Origin of the sequence: Demequina aurantiaca (genome assembly GCF_000975135.1) — a bacterium.
GTDB lineage: Bacteria > Actinomycetota > Actinomycetes > Actinomycetales > Demequinaceae > Demequina > Demequina aurantiaca.
In genome coordinates this window covers 1,032,825-1,057,827 of the sequence record NZ_BBRF01000001.1, presented here as the reverse complement: position 1 = coordinate 1,057,827, position 25,003 = coordinate 1,032,825, and the positions used below count along the sequence as shown (strand labels likewise).

The window sequence follows — 25,003 nt, the reverse complement described above, 5'->3', positions numbered from 1 at the left end:
GCTTAGGGTAGAGACGTGAGCGTGAATTCGGGAGCATCTGGGCCATTGCGCGCCCGGACAGTCCCCATACCCGACCCTGGCAACCTGCTCGACCTGTTGCCGCCGGATGGCATGTCCTGGATCCGCCGCGGCGAGGGACTGATCGCCTGGGGTATCGCCGAGCGCTTCGACGGCGCCGGCCCCTCGCGCTACACCGATGCGAACGCGTGGTGGCGTCGGGTGACACGCCACGCCGAGGTCCACGACGACCTGCGCCTACCCGGAACCGGGTTGCTCACCTTCGGTTCCTTCGCCTTCTCTGACGCGTCGTCGCTGGGCGGGACGCTGATGGTGCCCCGGTTCGTCGTTGGCAAGCGTGGCGACCAAGCCTGGCTCACCGAGATCTCTACATCCTCCGAGATGCCCATGCCCACCCTCGCGGATGCGCTCGGCGATCCCGTCTCCGTCGCACCTCTGGGCGACGTCCGGATTCAAGAAGGCGACAGGGAGACCTGGAGCCGTGCGGTGAGCACTGCCGTCACCCGCATCGTCCACGGCGAGGTGGACAAGGTGGTGCTGGCGCGAGCAGTCGCAGCCCAGGCATCGGCCCCCATCGACGTCAGGGCCGTGTTGCGTCCGCTCGCCGACGACTACCCCAGCTGCTGGACGTTCCACGTGGACGGGCTAGTCGGCGCGACGCCCGAGTTGCTCGCCCGCGTCGACCATGGTCTGGTCACCTCCCGCGTGCTAGCGGGCACCATCCGCCCCACGGGCGACGAGCTGGTGGACCTGGCCCACGCGGCAGCGCTCGCACGCTCGTCCAAGGACCGCGAGGAGCACGAATACGCGGTGCGCTCTGTCAGCGAGGTGCTGGTCGACCACTGCGCGTCCATCAACGTGCCTGAGGCGCCGTCCGTGCTGCACCTTCCCAACGTGATGCACCTGGCGACGGACGTCACCGGGGTACTGAACCACTCGGCGACGTCGCTCGAGTTAGTCAGCGAACTGCACCCCTCGGCGGCGGTATGTGGCACGCCCACCTTGGCCGCGGCGCGCGTCATCGACGAACTCGAAGACCTGGACCGCGGTCGCTACGCCGGACCCGTGGGATGGACGAATGCCGCGGGCGACGGCGAATGGTGCATCGGACTGCGTTCGGCGGAGATCAGCCGCGAGGATCCCCGCCACGCCCGGCTCTTCGCCGGCTGCGGCATCGTGGCGATGTCCGAGGTGGATTCCGAATGGGCCGAGTCGGAGGCCAAATTGGAGCCCATGCGCAAGGCCCTAGGCGCGCTCTAGCCTCACCTGCACCGCCCCTGCGCCTTCGCCCGCTATTGGTCCGATTCCGCACGCTCTGAGCAACCGCTGCTTCCTGGTGGTCCTTACCGTCCCAGTTTCTTAGGTCAGCAGTGCCTCGACGACCTCAAACCCCACCGGGGGCTCTGCGAGGGCCGCAGCCAAAGCATCGGCCGAACGCACTCCGGTGTGGGCGACGCCGTAGCCTGCGCAGATCGACGCGATGTCCGCGCCGTGGGGCGTGGTGAACACCCGCTCCACGTACTCCTTGGGTGCACTCGAGTGCTCGAGGCCCCCAAAGATGGTGCCGCCACCGTCATTGACGACGACGATGCGCAGTTTGGGTCGACTCTCGTGTGGCCCCACCAACAGCCCACCTGCGTCGTGCAGGAACGTGACGTCACCCATGAGCGCGTGCACAGGTCGCCGCGCTGCGAGCGCGACGCCCACCGCGGTCGATACCGTGCCGTCGATGCCCGCGAGTCCCCGGTTAGCGATGAATGTGGGGAGGTCCTCGGTGACCCATCCCGGCGCGATGCGGTCGACGGCGCGAATGGAGCCCGACGAACCGAGCACGGCAATGTCGCCACTGCCGAGGGCCTTCACGAACTCCGCTGCGACGGCGCGGCGGCCCCAGGCGGGCGTCTGAACGTGAGCCGCAGCTGCCGCCGCCTTCCACTCGTTCAGCCAGGAGCGGTCGCCAAGGTCGAGCTCGTCGCCTGGCGGTTCCGTCCACGACTTGGGCACGTCGCGCACCACGCGTTCAGCGTGCCGCGGCGCCTCCCGCCAGCGCGCGCCGTGCCTCGCCACCATCAGGGAGGGCGCATGAGCGATCAGCGCAGAGATCCCGCGTGACAGCGTGGGCCTGCCGACTACCACCACGAGGTGAACGCGTTCGGCCAACTTCTTGCCGGCATCGGCCGCAAGCAGGTCAAAATACGCGGGCACGCACGAGTCGCCGCAGCGGGCGCCCGAGGTGGGCTCCGCCAGCAGGGGCCAGCCATGGGCCTCGGCGACCAGCCGGGCGGCCTCGCCCGCACCGTCCCCTGCGATCACGACGCCATTGGTGACGGCCGGGAGAGGTGCGGGATCGGCATCGGCCGGCGTGACGATCGGCACCCCGATGGACGGCGAGTACTCGACGTAGGGAACGTCCGGCCAGACGCCGCCGTCGCCCACGAGCGGCTCGCGGAACTCGAGGTCGAGGTGGACTGGCCCCGGAGAGCCGGTCATGTCATCGCGCTGCGAATCACCCACCGCGGCGTTGACGGCACGGGCAGCGATCTGCGTGGCGCGGCCGGAAGCCTCGCCCGAACTGGGCGCCGGCACCTCAGTCGACCACCGCACGAACGTGCCGAAGATTCCGACCTGATCCGTCGTCTGATTCGCGCCAACGCCCCTGAGTTCGTTGGGGCGATCCGCAGTCAGCAACATCAATGGAAATCCGGAATGATGCGCCTCCATCACTGCGGGCAGCAGGTTGCCGACGGCCGTCCCAGAGGTGGTGACGACCGCGACGGGGCGCAGGTCGCCCTCCAGTGCGCGGGCACGGGCGATCCCCAGCGCGAGAAATGCGGCCGTGCGCTCGTCGATGCGGACATGCAGGTTGACGCGGGGGGCACCTAGAGGCGGGTTCGAGGAGCCTGCCTCCGCGAGCGCGTGGGCCAGCGGACCCGAGCGAGACCCGGGACACAGCACGTAATCCTCGACGCCATGAGAGGCGAGCGCGGCTATCAGTTCCCGCGCGAACTCCGCGGATGGGTTTGCGCTCACGCGATGACGTCCAGGTTCACGGGACCTAGCATTCCATTCTTGGGGACGATCGTCTCGCGCACGGTGTCGGTAGCGAGGAGTGCGCCGGTACCGAGCCCGCAGGCGTACTCGAGTTCGGGCAGCGCGCGAGCCAGGGCAATACCGGCCGCGAGACCCACCGAGCTCTCCATCGCCGATGCGACGACCACCGGGATTCCCGCCTGCTCCGCAAGGTCCAGGCATGCCTGAACGCCGCCCAGCGGGGCGACCTTGAGCACAATGATGTCCGCCGCGTGCTTGCGCACCACCGCCATGGGGTCGGTGGGGATACGGATCGACTCGTCGGCCGCAATTTTGGTGTCCACACGGCGTCTAAGTTTGGCGAGTTCATCGATCGTGGCGCACGGCTGCTCGACGTATTCGAGGCCGTCGAGTCCACCCCGGCGAGCGGCGAGTTCAAGTTCCGTCAGGGCACGTACTGCGTCATCCACGTCCCAATGCCCGTTGGCATCGACGCGAACCTTGCCGCCCGGACCCAACGCCCCGGCGACGGCCTCCACTCGGGCCGCATCCTGCATCGTCGAGCAGTACCCCGCCACCTTGACCTTGGCCGTGCGGCACCCTCCCGCGACGGCAAGGCGTGCGGCCTGCGCCGGAGGCACCTCAGGGACGATGGAATTGACCTCAACCGCGTCGCGGATGGGGGCTGGAAACTCACCGCGGGCGGCTTCCATCGCCGCCCTCCACCATCGGCTCGCGCGCTCGGGGCTGTAGTCATCGAAAGGCGAATACTCACCCCACGCATCGGCGCCATCCGGGCCCGTGCCGCGAATAAGAACGCCAGAGCGGCTCGTGACCCCTCTGAAGGAAGTCGCGAGCTCGACGCGGAACGGTCGGAACTCCATATACCTAGAGTACGAGTGAGCGGGGCCGCGTGTTGCCCCGGCTTGGACGATTAGGCTCTGTTCATGAGTGAAATTCCCGTCAGCGTTTCCAGCACCTTCGACGCATCGCAGTGGCGTTCCATCGACGGCTTCGCCGACGAGGACATCACGTACCACCGCTGGGTGCTGCGAGAGGGGTCCGGGGACACCGCTTCCGAGCGTGACCTGCCCGCGGTACGCATCGCGTTCAACCGCCCCGAGGTGCGCAATGCCTTCCGTCCGCAGACCGTGGACCAGCTGTACCGCGCGCTCGATCATGCGCGTATGACCAGCGATGTCGCGGCTGTGATCCTGACGGGAAACGGCCCCAGTCCGGCCGATGGCGTCCACGCCTTCTGCTCGGGCGGAGACCAGCGCATCCGGGGTCGGGACGGCTACCTGTACGAGGGCTCGGCGGCCGATGCGCCGGCTCACGGCGGACGCCTCCACATCCTTGAAGTGCAGCGGCTCATGCGGACGATGCCCAAGGTCACCATCGCCGCCGTCAACGGCTGGGCTGCCGGCGGGGGCCATTCACTGAATGTGGTCGCGGACCTTTCTATTGCGTCGCTTGAGCACGCGCGGTTCAAGCAGACCGACGCGAATGTGGGGTCGTTCGATGCCGGTTACGGGTCGGCCCTGTTGGCCCGGCAGGTGGGCGACAAGCGGGCACGGGAGATTTTCTTCCTCGCGCGTGAGTACTCGGCGGCCGATGCTGAGAAATGGGGCGTGGTGAACGCGGCCGTTCCTCACGCGGACTTGGAAAACACGGCGCTCGAGTATGCGAGGACGATCGCGTCCAAGTCGCCGCAGGCCATCCGGATGCTGAAATACGCGTTCAACCTGGCCGACGACGGGCTTGCCGGCCAGCAGGTCTTCGCAGGCGAAGCGACTCGCATGGCGTACATGACGGACGAGGCTCAGGAGGGGCGCGATGCGTTCCTCGAGCGCCGCGAGCCGGACTGGACCAGGTTTCCTTACGCGTTCTGACGTCACGACTCTTCCCAGGTAGGTCGGTCACTTTTAAACCTTTTGACCTAGTTTGACCTCATTTGTCAGACCCCAGTGATTGACTTCAATCATGACGATTTTGACGAGTTCGCTGGCACGGGAAGTGGGGCTGTTGCGCGCTTTTGAGGGGCGCACAGAGGCGGAGTTGTCCAAGACCGAACTCGACGAGCTGCGCGAGGCAGTCGGCGGTGCGCGGCGCGCCCTCGACGTGATCGCGGCAACCATGGCCGGCGAGGTTGAGCGTCGAAGTGCACCCGACCTGGGCGTGGGCGGGTTGGCGCGCAAGGAAGGCTTCAGCAACTCCCAGCAGTTCCTCGCCACAACACTGGGGACGTCCGCCGGCGACGCCGGTCGGCTGATTGCGATGGGACAGGCGCTTCGCGCGGAGGTGGCGGACGATGTCCTTGGGGCCCGAGATGGAGGGGTGGACGGGGAATCCGGCGTTTCGGGCACAGTCGAACCGGTGCGAGCAGCGGCTCAGCCTCGCTACCCGCACCTTGCCGCGGCCATCACCGCCGGCCGACTCGGGTCCGAGCAGTCGGCGCTCATCAAGCGCACGCTAGACGCCTGCCGCACGGCGATGACCGACGACGCGCAACGGGACGACCAGCGCGAGGTCGCGCGCGCAGCGGCGATGAAGCGGCTCGAAGAGCTCGAGCAGCGACTCGTGGCGAAGGCGCCCACCCTGCGGTTGGCCGACCTGCGTCGCGTGTGTGACCGCGAGCGCGCCTGGTGCTCGCCCCTGGCCCTCGCCGCGAAGGAACGCCGCCACGTCGAGAATCGATCGCTCTTCTTTGGCGAGGATCCGGACGGAATGACGACTATGACAGCGCGCATGGACGCCGCGAGTGCGGCACCCATCAAGGCGTGGATTGATGCACAAACCAAGTGGGCGTTTCAGCAGCGCCGCGAGATGGCCGACGGAGGTGCTGGGCTGACAGACCCGCGCATGCCGGGACAGATACGACTCGACGCCCTTGCAAGCCTCGCACGGCATGGGATGGACTGCGATCAGCCCACTTCTGGAGTCAAGACGACCGTGGTGGTGCGCATCGACGAGAGGGACCTGCGCGAACGCGTGCGCGGTGCAGGCAGTGGGAGTGTTGGTGGCACTCTCGGTACCGGTGGCGGCAGCGGCGGCAGCGGGAGCGGCGCCAACGCCAACGCCAGCGGCAGCGGCAGCGGCAGCGGCGGCAGCGCCAGCGGCGACAACATTGACAGTAGTGACCGCAGCGACCGCAGCGTGGCAGTAGATTCCTCTGATCCAGCCAGCCCGGTGCTCGGCGAATGCGATCAATTAAACGGCCCAGTCACCGTCGGAACCCTGAGATCCCTGGCAGTGGACGCGGCGATCATTCCCGTCATGCTCGGGGGCGAGTCGCTTCCGCTCGACATTGGGCGCAGACACCGCACATTCACATCCGCGCAGCGCATCGGACTGGTGGAGCGAGATGGGGGTTGTAGTTGGTGCCACGCCCCGCCTTCATTTTGCGAGGCACACCACATTCGATGGTGGGCGCGAGACAACGGCCCCACGGATCTCAGCAATGGCGTGATGCTGTGCACGGGATGCCACCATCGCATCCACCGTGACAACTGGACGATAGAGGTCAAACGAGGCGAGGTCTGGTTCACTCCACCGCCAGGAGTCAGTTCCGAGACGGGGCCTCGGCTCGGCGGCAAGGCTCACCTAGCCCTAGGCGGTAGTTCCGACCTGGCGGCCTGACGTCACCACACGGGCGACGCAGGGCAGCCAGGAGCAGGAGGTCGTACCTAGGAGACCGCAACCGAGGTGTCGTTGGAGACACCCTTGTTTGGGATCAGCTCAACCCAGGTCTTGCCCTGGAGCAACTCGACGGGGTCACCGTCCTCCGTGGTGAAGACCCACGGGTCATATTGCCCGGCCTTGGACCACTTGATCGGAAGCTGAGCATTGCCCGAGGCAATGATTCCGGTGCCATTCTGGCCGGCCACGATCGTCTCGGGAACCGAGCTCTTGCTGCTTCCGGAGGTGTACTTCACGGTCACGTCCAATACGACGACGTTGTCAGCGCCAATCTGAGTGCCGGCCGTCGTGACGTGAGGGTTGCCGTCCTCGGAGCGCATCCAGAGGTTCTTGGAGTCGTCCCAGTTCCAACTCGGGTTGGAGTACTGCGACATGTGAATCTTGATGGCCGAGGCCGCGGTGCCGGTCGCGGCCGTGGGCTCCTCGTCTTCCTTGGCATAGTCCCACTGCTGCGGCGGCGCCGGCATGTCGCCGGCCTGCTCGTAGAAGTCGGCCGTGTAGCCGTGCAAGTTGTGCGGCGAGGCCTTGTCGCTCGTGCGGTAAAAGCCGGAGGCTCCGAGGTCCGAGGTGATGACCTTCTGTCCGCTTGCGACGGTCGCCTCAGTGAAGCGCACCTGTGCGCCCGAATAAATGAGGGGTCCCTTGAATGAGCCCATGATGTTCTTGTCCATGGGGCGCATCGAGCGAATCGGTCCCACGCTCTCAGGGACATCGGAGTGATACACGGCCACGAGGCGCGAGATTCCCGACTCCACATACTCCTCGAAGACGACGTCGGCGGCGTCCAAGTTCTCCTGCGGACGCGCCGCAGCGGAGTTCTCGATCTTGATCGACAGCGCCGGACGGGCGAGGTCATCGGCCGATGCCTCGGTTGCGTCGAGGCCGGTGAGGGGCCACACGATCGCTGGTTCGGGCTCCGGAGGAGGAGAGGGCACCGCCGCCCTCGATGCACTCGGGGCAGGAGTTGCCGTCTTCGTCACGTTCGGAACCGGGTCCGCTGAACACGCCGCAAGGGTCAGCGCGGCAAGGACGATTCCGGACAGTCCGGCAAGCTTTAGGTTGATCCTCATAGGCGAAAGTGTACGTGCGTCATACCCTGGTCACATGACGTACGCGCCCCTGGCGAATAATCCCAGCGAAGCGATCGCTGCCGTGGTCAGCGGCGACGCTTCGGGCCTGTCGGTGGCGACCTCAGGGTCCACCGGAGCGCCCCGTGACGTGCTGCTGAGCATCCGGGCGATTCGTGCATCGACCTTCGCGACAATTGGACGCCTCGGCGGCCCCGGATCCTGGCTACTCGCCCTGCCGACGGACCGCATCGGTGGTGCTCTCGTAGCCATTCGTGCCGGCCTCACCGGGCAAAAGCTCACCACCATGCCCCCTGGTCGCTTCACCGCAGAGGCCTTCGCGACTGCCGCCGCGGAGGTTCCGGCCGGGCGACGCTACGTCTCGCTGGTACCGACGCAGGTGGTGCGCCTCATGGCCTCTGACCTTGGCCGAGATGCGCTCGCCTTGTTCGACGCCGTGCTCGTGGGTGGCGCCGCATTCGGCGACGGCGAGCGGCCCGCAAACGTCATCGAGACCTACGGCATGACCGAGACCACCGGAGGCTGCGTCTATGACGGTGACCCGCTGAATGGCGTTGAGGTCGCCATCGCAGACGACGACCGCATCCTGATCTCCGGCGCGACCCTTGCGGATGGCTACGCCGATGGAGACACGTCGGCCTGGGTCTCCTACGACGGCGTGCCTTGGCTACGGACCGGCGACTTGGGCCGCTGGCACAGTGGCCGGCTAGAAGTGCTGGGCAGGGCCGACGACGTGATCATCTCTGGGGCCCACAAGGTCCATCCCGTGATGGTGGAGCGCGCGATTGCGGCTCTCGACCACTCGCCTCAAGCCATCATCGTGGGCGTCGACGACCCGGAATGGGGCAAGCGCGTGGTCGCGGTCATGGAGGCACCAGCCGCCGACCACCCCCTGCCAGACGCGCCAGGACTGCGTGAGGCCCTACGTGACGCCCTGCCGCCCTACGCCCTGCCCCGTGACACCGTGCTGACGCGGTCATTGCCCCGCACGGCAGGTGGCAAAATCGATAGGAGCGCGGCGGCAATCTTGGCGTCGCAGTCGCTGGCGCGAGGCGAATAGTCCCGCACCTAGGCGACTGCGTATCCAAGTAGACGCGGCAACGAGAGATCCATTGTGCGAGGAGACTCGCGCACACCCGACGGGAGACACATGCCGACCATCAACGACTGGGTCGCGGGCTCTCGTCCCCGCACTCTCTGGACTGCCATCGCGCCCGTCGCTGTCGGAACCGCCGCCGCGAGCGCCCAGCCGCCGGGCCAAGCGGCCGCAGTGCCAGCGCTCCTCGCACTTGGTGTCGCGCTCGCCATGCAGATCGCCGTGAACTTTGCGAATGACTACTCAGATGGTGTCAAGGGGACCGACCTCGACCGCATCGGTCCTGACAGGCTGGTCGCCACCGGCAAGGCCACGCCCACCCAGGTCAAGCGCGCCGCCTACGTGTCATTCGGCGTGGCCGCCCTGCTCGGCGTCGCACTCATTCTCGTCTCTGGACTGTGGTGGCTTGCCCCCATCGGCATCGTCGCCATCATCGCCGCCTGGACCTACACCGGCAGCACCAAGCCCTACGGGTACTCGGGCTGGGGTGAGATCAGCGTGTTCGTGTTCTTCGGCCCCGTCGCAGTCCTCGGCACCGAGGTGACCCAGGCGGGCGCAGTCAGCTGGATTGGCGTGCTCGGTTCCATCGGCGTGGGTCTCTACGCGGTCGCCCTGCTGATGGTGAACAACATCCGCGACCTTGAGACCGATGCCCTCGCCGGCAAACACACGCTCGCGGTCAAGATTGGCGACCTGCGCGCCCGCCAACTGTTCGCGATCACGGTGCTGTTGCCCATCGTCATCGTGGTGATCATCGCGTTCTCGCACCCGTGGGCGCTCATCGCGACGGTCGTGGCCCTACCCTCGCTGCTGCTCGCCATCGCCATGCGCGTCAGCGCCGTCACGACTCGCATGCCGCTGATCTTCGGGGGCATCAGTGCCGTCGGACTCACCTACGGCCTGCTGCTCGCCATCGGTATCGCGCTCTAGAGAGTCACCTTGGGCACCGCCCTCGATCTCCGCATCCTCGACCGAGTCCTCGGAATGTTGGCGGGCATGGGAGCGGCTCACCCACGCGTCCATCTGCACCTTGGCGCTCTCGCGCATCGCGGGTAACACCAGGTACGAGATGAGCCACGCCACAATGAAGGCGGCAATCACGGACAGAATGTCGCGCCAGCCGACGCTCCACAGAACAATCAACACCACGACAAAGATGCCGGTGCGGGCGGCCCAATAGGCGAGAACCTTCATACGGATAACGGTACCCGGCGCTAGAGTGTGCTCATGCTCCGCCTACTACCGTTCGTGCTCTACGTCCTTCTGGTCGCGTATTGCCTCTCCGATGCCCTCCAACGCCCCGAGGACTCGCCCTACAGCCTGCCCAAGTGGGCATGGGTGCTCATCATTTTGCTGTTCCCCTACGTGGGAGCCGGCGCGTGGCTGTTCCTGAAGTTCAGCAACCGCGGAACCGGCGGTCAGCCCAAGCTTGAGCCGCGCGGCAAGGGCCCCGACGACGACCCCGACTACCTCAGTTGGCTTCGCGAGCAGGAACGCCGCCGCAAGCAGCAGGGCAACGGCAGCTAGGTAAGCCACGTTGCCCGCTGCCAGATGGCACGGCGACCAACGTGGCCCGGCCGGCAACGAGTCCCGGCCACCTGAGTGAGGCGCAGTGCCTCCTACGGGGTTCCTGAGCCCTCCAGGTGTGGCTCAGTTCCCCCGGTACAGCTCCAGCATGGCGGCGCCCGTCACATTGATGTCATAGGCCTGCAGTAGTTCGGCCTGCTCGGCGTGAATCACATCGCGCAGCTTCGAGTCGCCCAGCACCTCATCGAGCACAGCCGCGAAGGCCCCCGCGTCGCGCGCATCGATGGTCACCTGAGGCCGCTCCCCCAGCACCGAGCGATACCCCGGGTTGTCGCCGCCCATCACCACGCCCGACCCAGAGGCCATCGCTTCGATCAGCACAATCCCAAAGCTCTCGCCACCCGTGGCCGGGAACACGGCGAGGTCTGCGTCCGCATAGAACTGCGGCTTGTCCTCCTCGCTGATAAATCCCTCAAGCCTGACTACGTCGCCCAGATCGTGGGCCTCGATGGCCGCCTCTAGGTCGCCCAGCAGCGGCCCTTTTCCGCCGATGCGCACGTCCAGCCTTCGTACGGTCTCGGGTTGAAGGGCGCCGAGCGCCTGCACCAGTTCCAGCGCGCCCTTGCGTTCCACCAGTCGGCCCAGGAACGCGACCACCAGGCGGTCGTCGGTCCCTCGCACCGGTCGCTGCTGACGCACCGCGCCGGCAAAGGCGGCCACGTCCACCGCGTTCGGAATCACCGTGCACTCGATACCAAACGCCTCTCGCGCAAAGGTCGCCGCCGGCTCCGACACCGCCGCGAACGCATCGAACTTGCGAAGGTTGCGACGCAATACCCTGCCCAAGGCGTGCGTGCCCATCGAACTGACACGACCATCGGGCAGGATGTGAAACGTCCCCACGATGCGCACGGTGCGGGCCTGCACGCGCCTGGCTTCGTCAACGACGCGCGCCGCGAACAGCGGCGAATGAGGCGTCTGCACGTGAATGACGTCGTAGCGCTCGCGCTCCAGGAACTCACGCAGCGCCTTGCGGGACGTGGGCAACGGTACTCTCAAGCCGTTGCCGTTGAACTTCACGGCCATGTTGCGTGCCAGGGAATGCACCGTCACGTCGTCGCGAGATGCCTCAGAGCACACGTAGTGCACAGTGTGACCGGCCTGTTCCAGGTAGCCACCCAAGGTCAGCGCGTGCTGCTGCACGCCGTCCGGGCGGTCGATGCTGTCGTCCAGGACCAGCGCGATCTTCAGGGAGTCAGTCACGAATTCACTTTCGGCGCCGCGCGGGCGATTAGGCCTTGGCGTACGAGTGCAGTCCCTGGAACACCAGGTTGACCACGGTGAAGTTCATAATGATCGCGGCAAACCCCACAATAGACACCCAAGCGCTGCGGCGACCCGCCCAGCCCTGAGTGGTGCGAGCGTGCAGGTACGCGGCGTAGATGACCCAAATCACGAAGGACCAAATCTCTTTGGGGTCCCAGCCCCAGTAGCGTCCCCAGGCGTGCTCTGCCCAGATCGCGCCGGCCATCACGGTGAAGGTCCACAGCACGAATCCCACAGCGTTCAAGCGGAAGGCGAGCGCCTCGAGCTTCTTGGGTGTCGGCACCGCCTCAAGGAAGCGGAAGGTCTTACCCTTGATGACGCGCACCCCCGGGTCATGGAACACCTTAAGGAAGCGGTTGGAGACCACCTTGGGTTCGCTATCGCGATAGTCGCGCATCAACTGCAACGCCGTGGCAATGAAGCCCACGCCAAAGATCCCGGTCGCGATGGTGGCAATGGACACGTGGATCACCAGCCAGAAACTCTGCAGCGCGGGCTGAAGGCCGGTCGCATCCTGGTACAGCACGGTGAGTCCCAGACCCAGGGCGATGGTCGCGAGACCGGTGACTCCGGCCCCCATGTAGGTGATGTCGCGCTTGCGTTGCACGAGGAGGAAGACAACGACGGCGACGAGCGAGCCCGAGATCGTGTACTCGTACATGGTCGACCACGGCACGTGCTCCGCCTCGATACCCCGGGCGGTCACGCCCACGGTGTGCAGCACGGCGCCGACGAGGGTCGCGGCACGCGCGATTCCCAGTGCCTTGGTGGCCTTCTGATCCCCAATAGCGGCCGATGCCGTGGTCGCCTTTGGCTTCGAGGCACCCGCCTTCCCACCGGTGGGTTGGGCATCAGCAACGGCCGATGCGGCGCCCTCCTTGGTATGAGACGTGCCAACGCTGACCGTGGCCTGAGACTCCGCGCCCTTGCTTGCGGCAGCGGCGGCCCCCTTGAGTTCGGCGACACGAGAGAGGCGGATCGCGTAGGCGACCATAGCGATGGCGTAGAGCACACACGCACCCCACAGGGCCATTGCACTGAGCTGTTGCAGGTCGTTCACTCGTCCTCCTCATCGGCGTCGGGCACGCGCCCACTCGTGGCGGCGAGGGCCCGGTCGAGGGCCGCCTCGACTCCACCATCATGCGACGGCGCAAGCGCAGCCGCCTCAACCACTGTAGTTGGCGTATCCATCGGCGCCACCAGCCAGATTCTGCGGCGGGTGGCGAACAGGCTGATCGCGAGTCCCACCAGCATCGAGATCGACGCGGCGAGCAGCCACGGCAGGCTGGGGTCGGCGCGCAGGTCCATGGCAGCAAACCGCGGGAGGGCATCAAAGCTGATGGTCCCCAGACCGTCGGGCAGGGTGACGGTGTCACCTAGCGTGATGCCAAACACGAACGGCTGGCCGTCGTCGCCACGGACGGGGCTCAGCTGGCTCTCGTCGAGCTGGTACGCGTTCTGAGGGACACCGTCGTCGAGCCCCAGGTCGCCGGTATAGGCCGTGAAGTAGATCACCGGGTTACCCGGATCCGGGTGGATCGAAACCGAGCCGCCCGGCTTGGTAACCTCGGTGGGCAGCAGTGTCCCCTTGAGGCCGATCTGCTCGCCCGAGGTCACGTCGGGCACCTTGACAACGCCGGTCGACGTGTAGACCTGGTCCTGCGGCAAGAACACCACCGGGCCCTGGAAGGCGACGTTGCCGTCGCCGTCCGTGTACGTGAACACGGGTGCGTAGCCGTTTCCCTGGAGATACATCTTGGCGCCGTCCACCTGCAACGGTCGGTTCACCTGCACGTCCTTCTGGGTCGCATCCTTGCCGGGCTCCTGCAGCGTCACGTGAGCCGTGAACTCCTTGGGCCGGCCATTGTCCTCAAACACCGCATCGAGGCCGTCGAGCTTCACCGTGAACGGCTGTAGGTCGGCAGGATCAAAGCCGCTGCCATGGGAGAACGTGTCGTAGGCCACGGCCGCGTTGGTAAACGTGCGTCCCTCGACGATGATGGCCTGGCCGCGGTACGTCAGCAGGGTGCCGGCGCCAACGGCGATCAGCACGAAGACCAGCGAGATGTGGAAAATCAAGTTTCCCAACTCGCGGATGTGCCCCATATCCGCGGTCATGGCGAGCTCGCGGCGTTCCTTGCCATCGCTCGTCGTGGCGGCGCCATCCCGAACCACGCGCTCGTCGACGCGGATGCGGTAACCCGTCAGGGCGCCAAGCCAGCCGGCACGGGGGCGTAACTCCTTGCGCGCACGTTCGATGGCCGTCGCGGCGTCGACGTCCGTCTCCTCGCGACCGGACGGCTCGTAGCGCGCGAACGAGCTAGGGACGGCGGGGACGGGAGCGCGCATCGCCTTGTAGTGCGCGATGGCTCGCGGAACAATGCAGCCGATCAGCGAGGCGAACAGCAGCACGTAGATGGCGGTGAACCAGGCCGAGCCAAACACGTCCAGGAAGCCGAGCTTGTCCAGCACCGGCCCAATCACGGCGTTGTTGTCGATGAAGGCCTTGGTCTCCCCCGGTTGCTGCGGCCACTGCGGTAGCACTGACCCAGGAATGGCCGCGAGCGCCAGCAGCAGTAACAGAATCAGCGCGATGCGCATCGAGGTGACTTGACGCCAGATCCACCGTAGCCAGCCGCGCACACCCAGCCGCGGGGCATCGGCGACGGCGTAGTTATCGATCTTCACGCGGGCCATCAGATTGCCACCCAGAATGAGTCGATCCAGCCCTGCAGCCAGTTGGTGACCTGTCCCCACAGTCCGGTCACGAGCATGACGCCCAGGATGATGAGCATCGCCCCACCAAAGCGCATGAGTGCCAGGCGGTGGCGGCGTAGCCACGCAAGCGCCGGCTTGGATCGTTGCATGAACAGCGCGAACAACAGGAACGGCAGACCCAGCCCAAAGCAGTACGCGATGGCCAGCAGCACCCCCCTCCCCTGAGAGCCCTCCGTCAAGCCGAGCGTGAGGACGGCGGTGAGCGTGGGGCCAATGCAGGGTGTCCAGCCCAGCCCAAACGCCACACCGAGCAAAGGCGCACCGGCAAGTCCAGCCTTGGGGCTGACGTGGAACCGCTTCTCGCTCTGCAGGAACGGCATCGCCCCCATAAACGCGATTCCCATCAGGATGACGACGACGCCCAGCACCCGGGTGATGATGTCCAGCTGTCCCTGCAACTGAGCACCGAGCGAGGTGGCGAGGAAGGCGAGGGTGACGAACACTGCGGAGAAACCAGCGATGAAGAGCAGCACTCCCAGTACAAGTCGCGGGCGGGAGGCGCCCTTTCCAGTCCCCGCATCCGCTCCGGCCATGCCAGACACGTAGCCCAGGTAACCGGGCACCAACGGGACCACACAAGGCGACGCGAAGCTCACCAGTCCAGCCAGGATGGCGATGGGTAACGCGGCGAGCAACGATCCGGTGAGAGCAGTATCCGCGAAACTGCTGCCGATGCCGGCGGCGAGGCCCGTCAAGAGCCCGCCTCAGCATCGGCCGATGGGGCAGTGCCCCCCGCGCTGTCGGGAATGCCCAGCGCGCCATCAAGCAAGGACGTGAGCGTCGATGGCTCCACACGACCGATCACGCGCGCGTAGATGCGGCCCTCGGTGTCGAGGATCACGGACGAAGGCACGGCGTTGACGGCGATGAGCCCTTGGAGTGCGGCCACCGCCTCGCCGTTCTTGTCGTCGATGCTGGGGTAATGCGCGCCAAAGGTGCGGTCGAAGGCCTCCGCCGTCGCGGCATCGTCCCGTCCGTTGATGCCCACCACCTGGACGTCGTCGCGCGCATCGGCCGCTACCAGGTCGGGGGCCTCGGCACGGCACGGCGGGCAGGAGGCGTACCACGTGTTGACGATGACGGCCTGGCCGCGGTAGTCCGCGACGTCGATGGGTTCGCCCGCGAAGGAGGTGCCGGTGAGCACCAGTGGATCGGGCTGGTCGGACTCGCTGAAGATCGTGACCGTGCCGTCACCGCTGACGTAGCCCGGCGACTCGACGGCCTCGCCCGGGGCGCAGCTCGCGAGCGTGAACACAATGGCGGCGATCACGGCGACGAGCAAGACCAGGCGCGCGCCGCGCTTCACTGAGGTACCTCGATGTGGGCCGCCGGCTCCGAGTAAGTCATCGCGACGGGTTTGCCGCCCTTGAACTCGAACGACGTCAGCGACGCTACCGCGCACTCACGCGAGCGGGGGTCGTGGAAAAACTTGCGGCCCTCGAAGTGCATGCGCGCGACCCAGATGGGCAACTGGTGGCTCACCATCACGGCTTCCGAGTCGGGGTTCGCGAGCGCCGCGTCGGTGATCGCGGCCCACATGCGGTCGCGCTGCTCAACATAGGGCTCGCCCCACGACGGCGTCCACGGGTTGCGCAGGCGCCACCAGTGGCGTGGGTGCATGAAGTCCTTGGGTCCCGACTGCACGGGTTCGCCCTGGTAAACGTTGGCGGCCTCGATGAGCCGGTCATCGGTGACGATGTCCAGGGAGAAGGCTTTCGCCACGGGCGCCGCGGTCTGCTGCGCCCGGAGAAGTGGCGAGGCCACCACTCGGCCGATGCTGTTGCCACCCTCAACGAGGGAGTCCGCCACGGCCTGCGCCATCGCCTCGCCAGTCTCCGACAAGCGGAAGTCGGGCAGGCGGCCGTACAGGATCTTGTCCGGGTTGTGGACGTGACCGTGACGCAGGAGGTGAACCAGGGGCATAGTTCTATTGTCACCCGCCTACGCGAGTGCCCTGCGCAAGATCCCCGCATCGATGCGCCAGAAGCCCACCACGGCATCGTCCGCAAGAACCACGGGGACCTCGTCGCCATATTTTTCCCGGAGTTTTGGGTCAGTATCGATGTCCACCTCGACCCACTCCACGCCAGTTTCAGCACAAACTTCCTGGACTGTGGCGCGTGCAGCCTCACAAAGGTGGCATCCCTCGCGAGTGTAGAAGGTCACACGGTGGCTCATGCCTCAAGAATACGTGCCGATGAGTGCCCCGCCGCTCTGTAGGGTTAGCCGAGTGAAGAAGCCAAAGAAAGTCGACGTGCCGGGTTCCGGCATTGCTGCGTTCTTTGACGTCGACAACACCATCATTCGCGGAGCGAGCGCGTTTCATATTGCGCGCGGCCTCAAGCAACGCGGGTTCTTCAGCAGTCGCGACATGATCAAGTTCGGCTGGGAGCAGGGCAAGTATGTCCTGCTCGGTGAGACCAAGGAGCAGATGGACAATCTGCGCACCGACGGCGTCTCGCTCGTCAAGGGTTGGTCTGTCGCCGAGATGGCAGCGATTGGCGAGGAGGTCTACGACGAGGTCCTCGCGCTGCGCATCTTCCCTGGTACCAAGGCTCTGCTCGATGGCCACCTCGCTCAGGGCCACGAAGTGTGGCTCGTGACCGCTTCCCCCGTCGAGGTGGGACGCATCGTCGCCCGACGCATGGGGGCCACGGGAGCGCTCGGCACCACACCCGAGCACGAGGGCGGCTACTACACCGGCCGGCTCGCAGGCCCCATGCTGCACGGCGAGGGCAAGGCCGACGCCATCAAGGTCCTGGCCGACGAGCGGGGACTGGATCTCTCGTCCTCGTTCGCGTACGGCGACTCGATCAACGACCAATTCATGCTGAACGCCGTGGGTCACCCGTGCGCCATCAATCCCGACACCAAGCTGCGCAAGTTCGCGATGGCGCAGGGGTGGGCGATCAAGGAATTTCGGGACCGCCGCAAGAGTGGGCGCCGTGGCATCGTCAAGGCGTCGATTACTGGATTTGTGTGGGTCACCATGGCCGTGGTGCGCGGGCTGACAGCCGGCGTGTGCGGACCCGTCAAAAAGCTGTTCCGGTCGCGCAAGTCGCCACATGGGCCAGCTGGCCAGGACTAGACCGAGCCGCCGTACCGAAACGGACCAATAGGAGTCGCGGAGCGCCGAAAGCGTGCGCTCAAGGACCAATAGGAGCCGATGCTGGGTTGGGTCTGGGTTGGGGCGGCTGGGTTGGGGCGGCCGCTCCACTGCGCACATGACAAAGCCCGCGCCACCAGACGGTGACACGGGCTTGCCTGATTGCAGGGGTATAGACCCTGCTACTACTTCTTATTGCGACGCTGGTGGCGAGTCTTGCGAAGCAGCTTGCGGTGCTTCTTCTTCGACATACGCTTGCGGCGCTTCTTGATAACGGAACCCACGGAACCTACCTTGATTGTTGGAAAAGCTTGCGTGCATGTGACCACACACGAGCGTCCAGAACGCGCTGGACGCGACAGACGGTTACCTAGCCTACCGCGCCGGAGGACCGATCGTCATCTTCGGCCACAAATCCGCCTTGGAGGGCGGCCTGCTCCATGAAGGTTTCGACCGCCTGCTGGGGCACTCGGAAGGACCGACCGAAGCGCACAGCGGGGATTTCTCCCGCGTGTACCCAGCGGTAAACGGTCATGCGCGAGACGCGCAGCATGTCCGCCACCTCGGCGACGGTCAAAAAGGTTGTGCGCGATGAGCCGTTGTCAGCCATGTCTAAGTTTCTCCCTCTCAGCAATCAGCCGGTCTATCGGCCGGTTGCTCCTTCTACTGTAGGGGCAGAAGTGACAGTTGTGAAGATGAGAGAACGTGCCGATGAGTCATAAGGGGACACCAAGTGGTGGCAACCTAAGTAGGTAGGCGGTCTATCACGGGCCGCAAAGGAGGCGCATGAGCACGCTGAGCAACGCGCGCGCATCGGTCGGAGAATGGATCGACCGCGTCGCCCTTGCCGCACCCGCACGCCTCACGCTCATCACCTTTGGCGCCGTCATTCTGATCTTCACCGGGCTGCTGTCGCTACCCGCCGCCACCACCTCTGGTCATCGCGCGCCCTTCATCGACGCGCTGTTCACCGCCACCTCCGCCGTCTGCGTGACCGGCCTGACCACGGTCAACACCGGCAGCTACTGGTCGGGGTGGGGTCTGGCGATCATCGCGGCGGGCATCAAGATCGGTGGCCTGGGAATCATGACCCTGGCGTCGCTGGTCGGTCTCGCCGTCTCGCGGCGGATCGGCCTCACCCAGCGCCTTCTCGCGGCCGGCGAGGCCCGCGCCAGCGGCCTCGGTGACCTGCGCTCGCTACTGCGCACCGTGGTGATCATCTCGTTCTCGATCGAATTCACCATCGCGCTGGTGCTGTTTCCGCGCTTCCTCACGCTCGACTACGGGCTGGGACGCTCCGCCGGGTATTCGATCTTCTACGGCATCTCGGCGTTCAACAATGCCGGCTTCTCCCCGGACCCCGAGGGGCTCTACCCCTTCGTGAACGACTTCTGGGTGCTGATCCCGCTTGGACTTGGAGTCTTGGTTGGCGCGCTCGGCTACCCCGTCTACCTCAACCTGATTCGCGGATGGCGGCGACCCAAGTCCTGGTCCCTTCACACCAAGCTGACGCTCATCATGGTGGCGGTCCTGGCCCTGGTTTCCGCCGGCATGCTCGCCATCCTCGAATGGTCCAACCCCGCCACCCTTGGCGATGCCGCCACACACGAGACGGTGGCGAGAATCTTCTTCCAGTCCATCAACCAGAGATCTGGCGGCTTCGCGTCGTTCGACATCTCACAGGCGCGAGAACAGACCTGGCTACTCGAGGACGTCCTGATGTTCATCGGTGGCGGCTCGGGCTCCACCGCCGGCGGCATCCGGGTGACGACCCTGGCCGTGCTGCTGCTCGCGATCTGGGCCGAGGCGCGAGGCCGTCGCGACATGGAGGCCTTCGGCAAGCGCATCGGCACCGAGGTGCTGCGTGCGGCGGTCGCGATCACGATCGTCGGTCTCTCGGTCGTGATCGTCGGCACGGGAGTCTTCATGGCACAGACGGACATCCCGCTCGATAGATCGCTGTACGAGGTCGTCTCCGCCTATGCCACGTGCGGGCTCAGCACCGGCATCACCGGCTCGCTGCCCGACGACGCCAAGACGACCCTGGTGATCATGATGTACATCGGTCGTGTGGGCTCGCTCACCATCGCGGCTGCGCTAGCGTTGAATAAGCAGCGCCGCGTCATTCGGTACCCCTCAGAAAGGCCCCTCATTGGCTAACAAGGCCTCCTCCGCCTCCGGCGTCCTGGTCATCGGACTGGGCCGCTTTGGTTCTGCGCTCGCGGACACGTTGGACACCATGGACGTCGAGGTGCTCGCTGTCGAACGCGACGCGGATCTCGTCGAGCGCTGGTCCAAACGTCTGCCGGTCGTCGAGGCCGATGCGACTGACCCCCGCGCCCTCGAGCAGATGGGCGCCCGCGAATTCGCCGCGGCCGTCGTAGGAGTCGGTACGTCACTTGAGGCCTCCGTGCTGATCACCGGAAACCTGGTCGACATTGGCATGCCAGAGATCTGGGCCAAGGCCATCAGCGACGAGCACGAGCGCATTCTGCGACGCATCGGCGCCCACCATGTGGTTCTTCCCGAGTCCTCAGCCGGCGCCCGAGTGGCCCACTCCGTTGGGGGCAAGATGCTTGACTACATCGAGGTCGAGGACGGTTTTACGGTCGTCAAGATGCGCCCGCCAAAGGAAACGCACGGCTTCACTCTCGATCAGATGGATCTGACGGAGAAGTATGGCGTCCGTGTCATTGGCGTCAAGAGCCCCGGGCGCGACTTCGAGTACTCCGGCCCGGACACCGTGGTTAACTCCGACGACCTGCTGGTGGTGGCGGGCGACGGCGAGCTGCTCGAGCGCTTCGCACAGCGCCCGTAGGTAGCACCCAGTCCAACCTGGTGCGCCCGGCTCCTAGGACTCCAGCACTCCGCGCGTGACCGAGTCGCCGCTGTGCGTCGGCACGCCGTCCAGCGGTTCCACGGAGATGTCCACGATCGGGAACGCCGCCACGGAGTAGCCATTGGGGATGACGAACTCCTCGTTAGCCTGGGTGAGGTGCCCCAGGCTGACCATGCCCTCGATGTTCGGGTCGATGAGCCACACCTCGAGGTAGCCGTCGGAGACGTCCTCAAAGTCCGTCGTGGTGTCCACCACGAGCACCTCGCGGCCGTCGTCGAGCGTCTCGACGCGCGCGGTGCCGGCGTCGGCCTCGGTTGCGAGATCAGTCAGCGCGGCCTGCGCGATGATGCTCCCGGTGGGGTCGGAATTGTCCAGAATACCGGCGACGATGCCGCCGCCTACGACCACACCCACGACACCTGCGGCGACGCCAATCAGCCAGGGGGTGTAACTCCGGTGGCTCGCGTGAGCACCCTCGGCGCCGGGCTCGCCGCGCGACTCCGCCTGTGCATCCCTGCGCGAGGAAAGGTCCGTGATGAAGTCCTCCGTAGCATCGGCCGATGCCGTGGCTTGTTCCGTGCGGTCGTCCCCACCGGCGACGGGCAGGTTGGTCACTCCGGTCGCGGGCGGTACCTCCGCAGCGGATCCGGCGAGGAGCTCGTCGCCGAGCTCGTTGGCAATCTGCTCCCACACGCGATCTGGGGGCGTCAACATTCCGGAGGTGCGGCCAAGGGCGCCAATGCGGTCCGCGAGGGTGCGCATGTGCTCGACTCTCTCCGTGCACTCCGGACATTCGGCGGCGTGGATTGCCGCCGTGGCGTCCTGGTCGTCCCCGACCGCGAGGCTGGCGACGGCCTCGTCATCAAGATGCGACATCGGACACCTCCCAGCGGTTGCGCAACGTTATGAGGCTACGGCGTATATGGCTCTTCACTGTCCCCAGCGGCATTTCGAGCTGCTCCGAGATCTGCTCGTGAGTCTGGCCGTCGACGAACGCGAGCGCCATGATGGTGCGTCGCGGGTCCCCCAGCGTCTCGAGCTCATAGGACAAAAGCACCTGGTCAAGTTCTGCATCCAGGCTCGACGAGTCCTCGACGACAGAACGCACGGCATCCACCTTGCGGTTCTCGCGACGGCGCTTGTCGAGGGCGTCTGCGATGCGGCGACGGGCGATTCCCACGACCCATCCGCGGACCTCGCCGCGCGACGGGTCGAACGTGTCGCGAGCACGCCACGCGGAGACGAATGTTTGCTGTGTCACGTCTTCCGCCTCGTGAGGGTCCCCGAGGGCGCGCACAGCGAGCGTGTAGACCAGCGCCGATGCGTCGCGATAGACGCGTTCCAGCGATCCTTCCGCTCCTGCGGCAAAGGCAATCCCAGCATCGTCCGCTGTGACGTTGTCGGCGGGTAGGTAGTCCGGGCGCTCATCAGCGGGGCCGTCGTTGGGCGGCTGTGAAACCATCCGCGTAACCCCCTGAATTGAACCGACTGTCCCGCGCGCAGCTAGTCATTGATCCGCTCCGCCCAGACAATCACATTGTCATCGTAATGACGAGTATTCCAATTAAATTCCCCTCCACACGTGACCAACACGAGGTGATGGCCCAGCGAGCCGTCCAGGATGCGTTCAAAGTCCACAGTGTCCTTGGATGTCTGCTCAACGGCCGCAACCCGGTAGCGCGCCGTGGCGCCGTCCTCAAGCCCCACATCCACCTCGGCGCCCTCGCTCACGTCCTTGAGCGCAGCAAACGGCCCCAGCCCAGTGGGCGAATCCACGTGCGCAGCCAGAAGGGCGATTCCGTCGTCGGCCCCCGGGGCGGCCATGGCGCGGTACCAACCGGCGACCGTTGCGGTCTCGGGGATCTCGAGCGTGCCGTCGCGAAGGAGTCCGACGTCGGTGACGTCCATGTCGATGCCGAGTTCTGGGACGGTGAGGCGCACCGGTTCTTGGTCGCGCTGTTCGGCAAGGTAGTCGAGGTCGGCGGTGTACACGGGGGTCCGCGGCGCGACGACTGGTGCTCCCACGCTCGGGATCTCTCCGGAGTCCGTCCCTGCCGCCGCATCGCCGCTGTCATGGGGCATCAGACTAGAGGTGGCCGCTCGCTCAATCGCGCTGGGGACACCCGAGCGCTCGCTCGTCGTGGTGGCACAGCCCGCGAGCAAAGCGACCATCATCAACGCTCCTGAGACGGCTACGGCGAGGCGACGGGGATCCGCAGAACGCATGGATCCTCCCACCGCGCGCTTACCGCGGTGGGCGAGATCTGTTGAAACACGCACCTGCTCACACCCTTCGTAAGTCCCCCTGCGTGGGCTCGCATCTGACGACGCGAGCGGCAGGGACGCCCCCGGGGGGAGAGGGACGCCCCTGCCGTGAGTGTCACGCGACAGCCACGTGACGTCCTCTTTAGCGGCGGCTACGCGCCACCGCCGCGGTTGCACCAAAGCCTGCGAGCCCCAGTGCCGCGATGATCCCCACCGTCCAGATGACGGTCGAGTTGGAGCCGGTGTCGGCAAATCCCGAGGTTCCGGCCTGGACAGCGGTGGGAGCCGCTCCAGCAGTGGCAGTATCAACCGTCTGCACCGCGAGCGCGAGGTTGTCATCTGCCGCACTGCCCCACGCATAGACGATGGTGTTGACGCCATCCTCGATCGGCACATCGGCCGGACCAATGACAGGGTCGCTCTCGCCGGCGAGCGAGACCGCCGCCTCATACGTCGCAGCGGGCACGTCGGCCATCATCTCGTTCGGGTTGGAAAGGTCCTTGAACAGCACCTCACCATCGGCCCAGATGTCGACCGCGGGAGCCGCGGCGACGTGACGGACCGTGAGGCGGCCATTGCCGGACGGGACCGACGAGATGTCGTTCGTGAAGAGCGTCGCGGTGGGATTGGCGTCCGCGTCGAGGTGAGCAACTGCGGTGTAGCTCATGTCCGCCTCAAGTTCGAGGTCAATAGGCCCGAGCACGGGATCCGAGTCGTCTGCCGCATCGGCCGCAGTGATGGCGACCGAATACGTGTCCGGCGCCAGCTGCAACGGTCCGCCCATGTCACCGGGCTTGAAGTCGTCGAGCGTGAGGTCGCCGTTCACATAGACGTCGACGGTCAGGTCGGGAACGCCGTGCAGTACTGACAGTTCCGCCTTGCCATCGTCAACAGCCATTGCGGGTGCCCCAAGTCCAGCGGCGAACACTGTGCCCGCCGCAAGTGAGGCGAAAATAGTCTTGCGCATCTTGCCTTCTCCATTCCGGGGGTCACGTTGTTGTGACCCGCCTTCATGAAGTACTTCCGACGCAGTGACCGATCTGGATGCAGCGCCTTCGATAACTTTTTGGGTAGCCCTGATACCAGGATGATTACAGTTGCACCCAACGCTTTCGCGTCGGCATGCGTCTCCCTACTATGAACACCATGACAAGCACTCGCACCCACGCACCGTCGCGCCGCGTTCGCATTGGCGGGGCCCTCACCTCACTCGTCGTCATGGCGGGGATACTCACCGGATGTTCGTCATCGAGCGAGGACTCCGCAGGCACCTTCGAGGGCGGTGAAGCGGGAGCAGATGCCGCATACATCGATGAGTCCATGGCCCAAGCGCCCGACTCTGAGATGGCTCAGATGCCCGGCTCCGAGATCACTCAGACGTCGGCCACCGACCGCTCCGTCATCGTCACCGGCTCCATGTACATGACCGTGGAGACGCCGATCGCGGCCGCAGACCAGGCGGTAGGCATTGTGCAGGGCTCGGGCGGGCGTATCGACGCCCGTAGCGAGACGGCACCCGACGAGTTCAACGGCGGCTCGGCCTACCTCACTATGCGGATCCCGTCGAGCAAACTCGACGCAGTGGTCGACGACCTGCGCGAACTCGGAACGGTGGACGAGTTCAGCACCCAGTCCAGCGACGTCACCACTCAGGTGACGGACCTGGAGGCGCAGATCTCAACTCTGCGCGCCTCGACGGCGCGCATCGAGGCCCTGCTGGTGGAAGCCGAGGACATCTCTGACATCATCAAGCTGGAAGCCGAACTGGACAGCCGCCAAGCGGAGCTTGAGAGCCTCGAGGCGCGCCAGCGCGGGCTCAATGACCTGGTGTCGATGTCTACCATCGACCTGTCTCTGACCACCGAGCCGATCGTCATCGTGGATGACGAGCCACAAAACTTCTGGGATGCCCTGGCGTCCGGGTGGAATGCGCTCGTCGCGTTCCTCTCCGGAGCTTTGATCGTGCTCGGGGTCGTACTGCCCTGGCTCGTGGTGGCGGCAATCGTCGCCCTCGTGATCCTCCTCCTGATCCGCGCCGGACGGTCGCGCAGGGCTCGCCGACCCGCGAAGCCCCAGCACCAGACTCCCGCTTACGCTCACGCTGGAGCACCACCCCAGCAATACGACGCCGCCGGATCGGACGCCCCCAAGCCAGCATCGGCCGACGAGGACAAGTAGCCAACCAAACGCCCACCAAGGCTCCTGCGCTTACATCTGAGCGCAAAATCAGC

At 65.9% G+C, this 25,003-nt stretch carries 26 protein-coding genes and 1 pseudogene; 10 read left to right on the top strand and 17 right to left on the bottom strand.

Features of this window, described 5'->3' with window-relative positions; genetic code table 11:
* The first annotated feature begins 15 nt into the window (after positions 1-15).
* The gene (locus tag AOP73_RS04745; protein ID WP_061963429.1) at positions 16-1,278 is read left to right on the top strand and encodes an isochorismate synthase; all 1,263 of its coding nucleotides are present in this window, start codon (positions 16-18) and stop codon (positions 1,276-1,278) included.
* Between the two features lie 99 nt (positions 1,279-1,377).
* Here the strand turns inward: AOP73_RS04745 and menD are convergent, their stop codons facing one another.
* Positions 1,378-3,048 carry a 2-succinyl-5-enolpyruvyl-6-hydroxy-3-cyclohexene-1-carboxylic-acid synthase gene (gene menD, locus AOP73_RS04740; RefSeq protein ID WP_061963428.1) on the bottom strand — a complete coding sequence of 557 codons (1,671 nt, stop codon included), beginning with the start codon at positions 3,046-3,048 and terminating at the stop codon, positions 1,378-1,380.
* Complete coding sequence (locus AOP73_RS11845) at positions 3,045-3,932, bottom strand: o-succinylbenzoate synthase (protein ID WP_152650532.1); 888 nt, start codon at positions 3,930-3,932, stop codon at positions 3,045-3,047. Before AOP73_RS11845 ends, menD begins: the two co-directional genes overlap by 4 nt.
* Before the next feature lie 63 nt (positions 3,933-3,995).
* Between AOP73_RS11845 and AOP73_RS04730 the strand changes: the two genes are divergently transcribed.
* Complete coding sequence (locus AOP73_RS04730; protein WP_061963425.1) at positions 3,996-4,940, top strand: 1,4-dihydroxy-2-naphthoyl-CoA synthase; 945 nt, start codon at positions 3,996-3,998, stop codon at positions 4,938-4,940.
* A gap of 91 nt (positions 4,941-5,031) precedes the next feature.
* On the top strand, positions 5,032-6,687 hold the full coding sequence (locus AOP73_RS04725) for an HNH endonuclease signature motif containing protein (RefSeq protein WP_061963424.1): 1,656 nt from the start codon (positions 5,032-5,034) through the stop codon (positions 6,685-6,687).
* A gap of 47 nt (positions 6,688-6,734) precedes the next feature.
* Here the strand turns inward: AOP73_RS04725 and AOP73_RS04720 are convergent, their stop codons facing one another.
* Positions 6,735-7,817 carry a DUF3048 domain-containing protein gene (locus AOP73_RS04720; RefSeq protein ID WP_084626565.1) on the bottom strand — a complete coding sequence of 361 codons (1,083 nt, stop codon included), beginning with the start codon at positions 7,815-7,817 and terminating at the stop codon, positions 6,735-6,737.
* Between the two features lie 34 nt (positions 7,818-7,851).
* On the opposite strand from AOP73_RS04720, the gene AOP73_RS04715 reads away from it, so the two are divergent.
* Positions 7,852-8,895, top strand: a complete 1,044-nt coding sequence (locus AOP73_RS04715) for an AMP-binding protein (RefSeq protein ID WP_084626564.1) — start codon at positions 7,852-7,854, stop codon at positions 8,893-8,895.
* 90 nt (positions 8,896-8,985) lie between these two features.
* Complete coding sequence (locus AOP73_RS04710; RefSeq protein WP_061963422.1) at positions 8,986-9,861, top strand: 1,4-dihydroxy-2-naphthoate polyprenyltransferase; 876 nt, start codon at positions 8,986-8,988, stop codon at positions 9,859-9,861.
* Positions 9,862-9,945: 84 nt separating this feature from the next.
* Here the strand turns inward: AOP73_RS04710 and AOP73_RS12170 are convergent.
* Positions 9,946-10,125: pseudogene (locus AOP73_RS12170) on the bottom strand (DUF4229 domain-containing protein); the annotation flags it as partial.
* A 33-nt stretch (positions 10,126-10,158) separates the two neighbouring features.
* On the opposite strand from AOP73_RS12170, the gene AOP73_RS04705 reads away from it, so the two are divergent.
* On the top strand, positions 10,159-10,458 hold the full coding sequence (locus AOP73_RS04705) for a PLD nuclease N-terminal domain-containing protein (protein WP_152650531.1): 300 nt from the start codon (positions 10,159-10,161) through the stop codon (positions 10,456-10,458).
* Between the two features lie 123 nt (positions 10,459-10,581).
* Here AOP73_RS04705 and AOP73_RS04700 read toward each other — a convergent pair whose 3' ends face one another.
* Genes AOP73_RS04700 through AOP73_RS04670 form a run of 7 tightly spaced genes read right to left on the bottom strand, consistent with a single transcriptional unit; the run spans position 10,582 to position 16,740 of the window.
* Positions 10,582-11,721: a glycosyltransferase family 4 protein gene (locus AOP73_RS04700; RefSeq protein WP_061963420.1), complete on the bottom strand. Its 1,140-nt coding sequence runs from the start codon at positions 11,719-11,721 to the stop codon at positions 10,582-10,584.
* Between the two features lie 28 nt (positions 11,722-11,749).
* Entirely contained in the window at positions 11,750-12,844 is a 1,095-nt protein-coding gene (gene ccsB / locus AOP73_RS04695; RefSeq protein ID WP_061963419.1) for a c-type cytochrome biogenesis protein CcsB, read from the bottom strand.
* The gene (resB, locus tag AOP73_RS04690; RefSeq protein WP_061963418.1) at positions 12,841-14,481 is read right to left on the bottom strand and encodes a cytochrome c biogenesis protein ResB; all 1,641 of its coding nucleotides are present in this window, start codon (positions 14,479-14,481) and stop codon (positions 12,841-12,843) included. The genes ccsB and resB overlap by 4 nt, the downstream gene beginning before the upstream one ends.
* On the bottom strand, positions 14,481-15,257 hold the full coding sequence (locus AOP73_RS04685) for a cytochrome c biogenesis CcdA family protein (RefSeq protein ID WP_236683504.1): 777 nt from the start codon (positions 15,255-15,257) through the stop codon (positions 14,481-14,483). The genes resB and AOP73_RS04685 overlap by 1 nt, the downstream gene beginning before the upstream one ends.
* Positions 15,254-15,868, bottom strand: a complete 615-nt coding sequence (locus AOP73_RS04680; protein WP_084626562.1) for a TlpA family protein disulfide reductase — start codon at positions 15,866-15,868, stop codon at positions 15,254-15,256. The genes AOP73_RS04685 and AOP73_RS04680 overlap by 4 nt, the downstream gene beginning before the upstream one ends.
* Entirely contained in the window at positions 15,865-16,485 is a 621-nt protein-coding gene (locus AOP73_RS04675; RefSeq protein ID WP_061963417.1) for a histidine phosphatase family protein, read from the bottom strand. The genes AOP73_RS04680 and AOP73_RS04675 overlap by 4 nt, the downstream gene beginning before the upstream one ends.
* An 18-nt stretch (positions 16,486-16,503) precedes the next feature.
* Positions 16,504-16,740, bottom strand: coding sequence for a glutaredoxin family protein (locus AOP73_RS04670; RefSeq protein ID WP_061963416.1), 237 nt, complete (start codon positions 16,738-16,740; stop codon positions 16,504-16,506).
* Between the two features lie 52 nt (positions 16,741-16,792).
* Between AOP73_RS04670 and AOP73_RS04665 the strand changes: the two genes are divergently transcribed.
* On the top strand, positions 16,793-17,650 hold the full coding sequence (locus AOP73_RS04665; protein ID WP_236683503.1) for an HAD family hydrolase: 858 nt from the start codon (positions 16,793-16,795) through the stop codon (positions 17,648-17,650).
* A gap of 203 nt (positions 17,651-17,853) precedes the next feature.
* Here the strand turns inward: AOP73_RS04665 and AOP73_RS11725 are convergent, their stop codons facing one another.
* Positions 17,854-17,952: a 30S ribosomal protein bS22 gene (locus AOP73_RS11725; protein ID WP_005504750.1), complete on the bottom strand. Its 99-nt coding sequence runs from the start codon at positions 17,950-17,952 to the stop codon at positions 17,854-17,856.
* Positions 17,953-18,038: 86 nt separating this feature from the next.
* Entirely contained in the window at positions 18,039-18,278 is a 240-nt protein-coding gene (locus AOP73_RS04660; RefSeq protein WP_061963415.1) for a helix-turn-helix domain-containing protein, read from the bottom strand.
* Positions 18,279-18,454: 176 nt separating this feature from the next.
* Here AOP73_RS04660 and AOP73_RS04655 point away from each other — a divergent pair, with 176 nt between their 5' ends.
* On the top strand, positions 18,455-19,828 hold the full coding sequence (locus AOP73_RS04655) for a TrkH family potassium uptake protein (RefSeq protein WP_061963414.1): 1,374 nt from the start codon (positions 18,455-18,457) through the stop codon (positions 19,826-19,828).
* Positions 19,821-20,486 (top strand): potassium channel family protein, encoded by a 666-nt coding sequence (locus AOP73_RS04650; protein ID WP_061963413.1) that lies wholly within the window; start codon positions 19,821-19,823, stop codon positions 20,484-20,486. Before AOP73_RS04655 ends, AOP73_RS04650 begins: the two co-directional genes overlap by 8 nt.
* A 33-nt stretch (positions 20,487-20,519) precedes the next feature.
* Here AOP73_RS04650 and AOP73_RS04645 read toward each other — a convergent pair whose 3' ends face one another.
* From AOP73_RS04645 to AOP73_RS04630, 4 genes are all read right to left on the bottom strand, one after another.
* Positions 20,520-21,383: an anti-sigma factor gene (locus AOP73_RS04645; protein ID WP_061963412.1), complete on the bottom strand. Its 864-nt coding sequence runs from the start codon at positions 21,381-21,383 to the stop codon at positions 20,520-20,522.
* The gene (locus AOP73_RS04640; RefSeq protein ID WP_084626561.1) at positions 21,370-21,969 is read right to left on the bottom strand and encodes an RNA polymerase sigma factor; all 600 of its coding nucleotides are present in this window, start codon (positions 21,967-21,969) and stop codon (positions 21,370-21,372) included. The genes AOP73_RS04645 and AOP73_RS04640 overlap by 14 nt, the downstream gene beginning before the upstream one ends.
* A 41-nt stretch (positions 21,970-22,010) precedes the next feature.
* Positions 22,011-22,733: a class F sortase gene (locus tag AOP73_RS04635; protein ID WP_084626560.1), complete on the bottom strand. Its 723-nt coding sequence runs from the start codon at positions 22,731-22,733 to the stop codon at positions 22,011-22,013.
* Between the two features lie 181 nt (positions 22,734-22,914).
* Positions 22,915-23,739: a DUF4397 domain-containing protein gene (locus tag AOP73_RS04630; protein WP_061963410.1), complete on the bottom strand. Its 825-nt coding sequence runs from the start codon at positions 23,737-23,739 to the stop codon at positions 22,915-22,917.
* Between the two features lie 179 nt (positions 23,740-23,918).
* On the opposite strand from AOP73_RS04630, the gene AOP73_RS04625 reads away from it, so the two are divergent.
* Positions 23,919-24,950: a DUF4349 domain-containing protein gene (locus AOP73_RS04625; protein WP_160295433.1), complete on the top strand. Its 1,032-nt coding sequence runs from the start codon at positions 23,919-23,921 to the stop codon at positions 24,948-24,950.
* Positions 24,951-25,003: the final 53 nt, after the last annotated feature.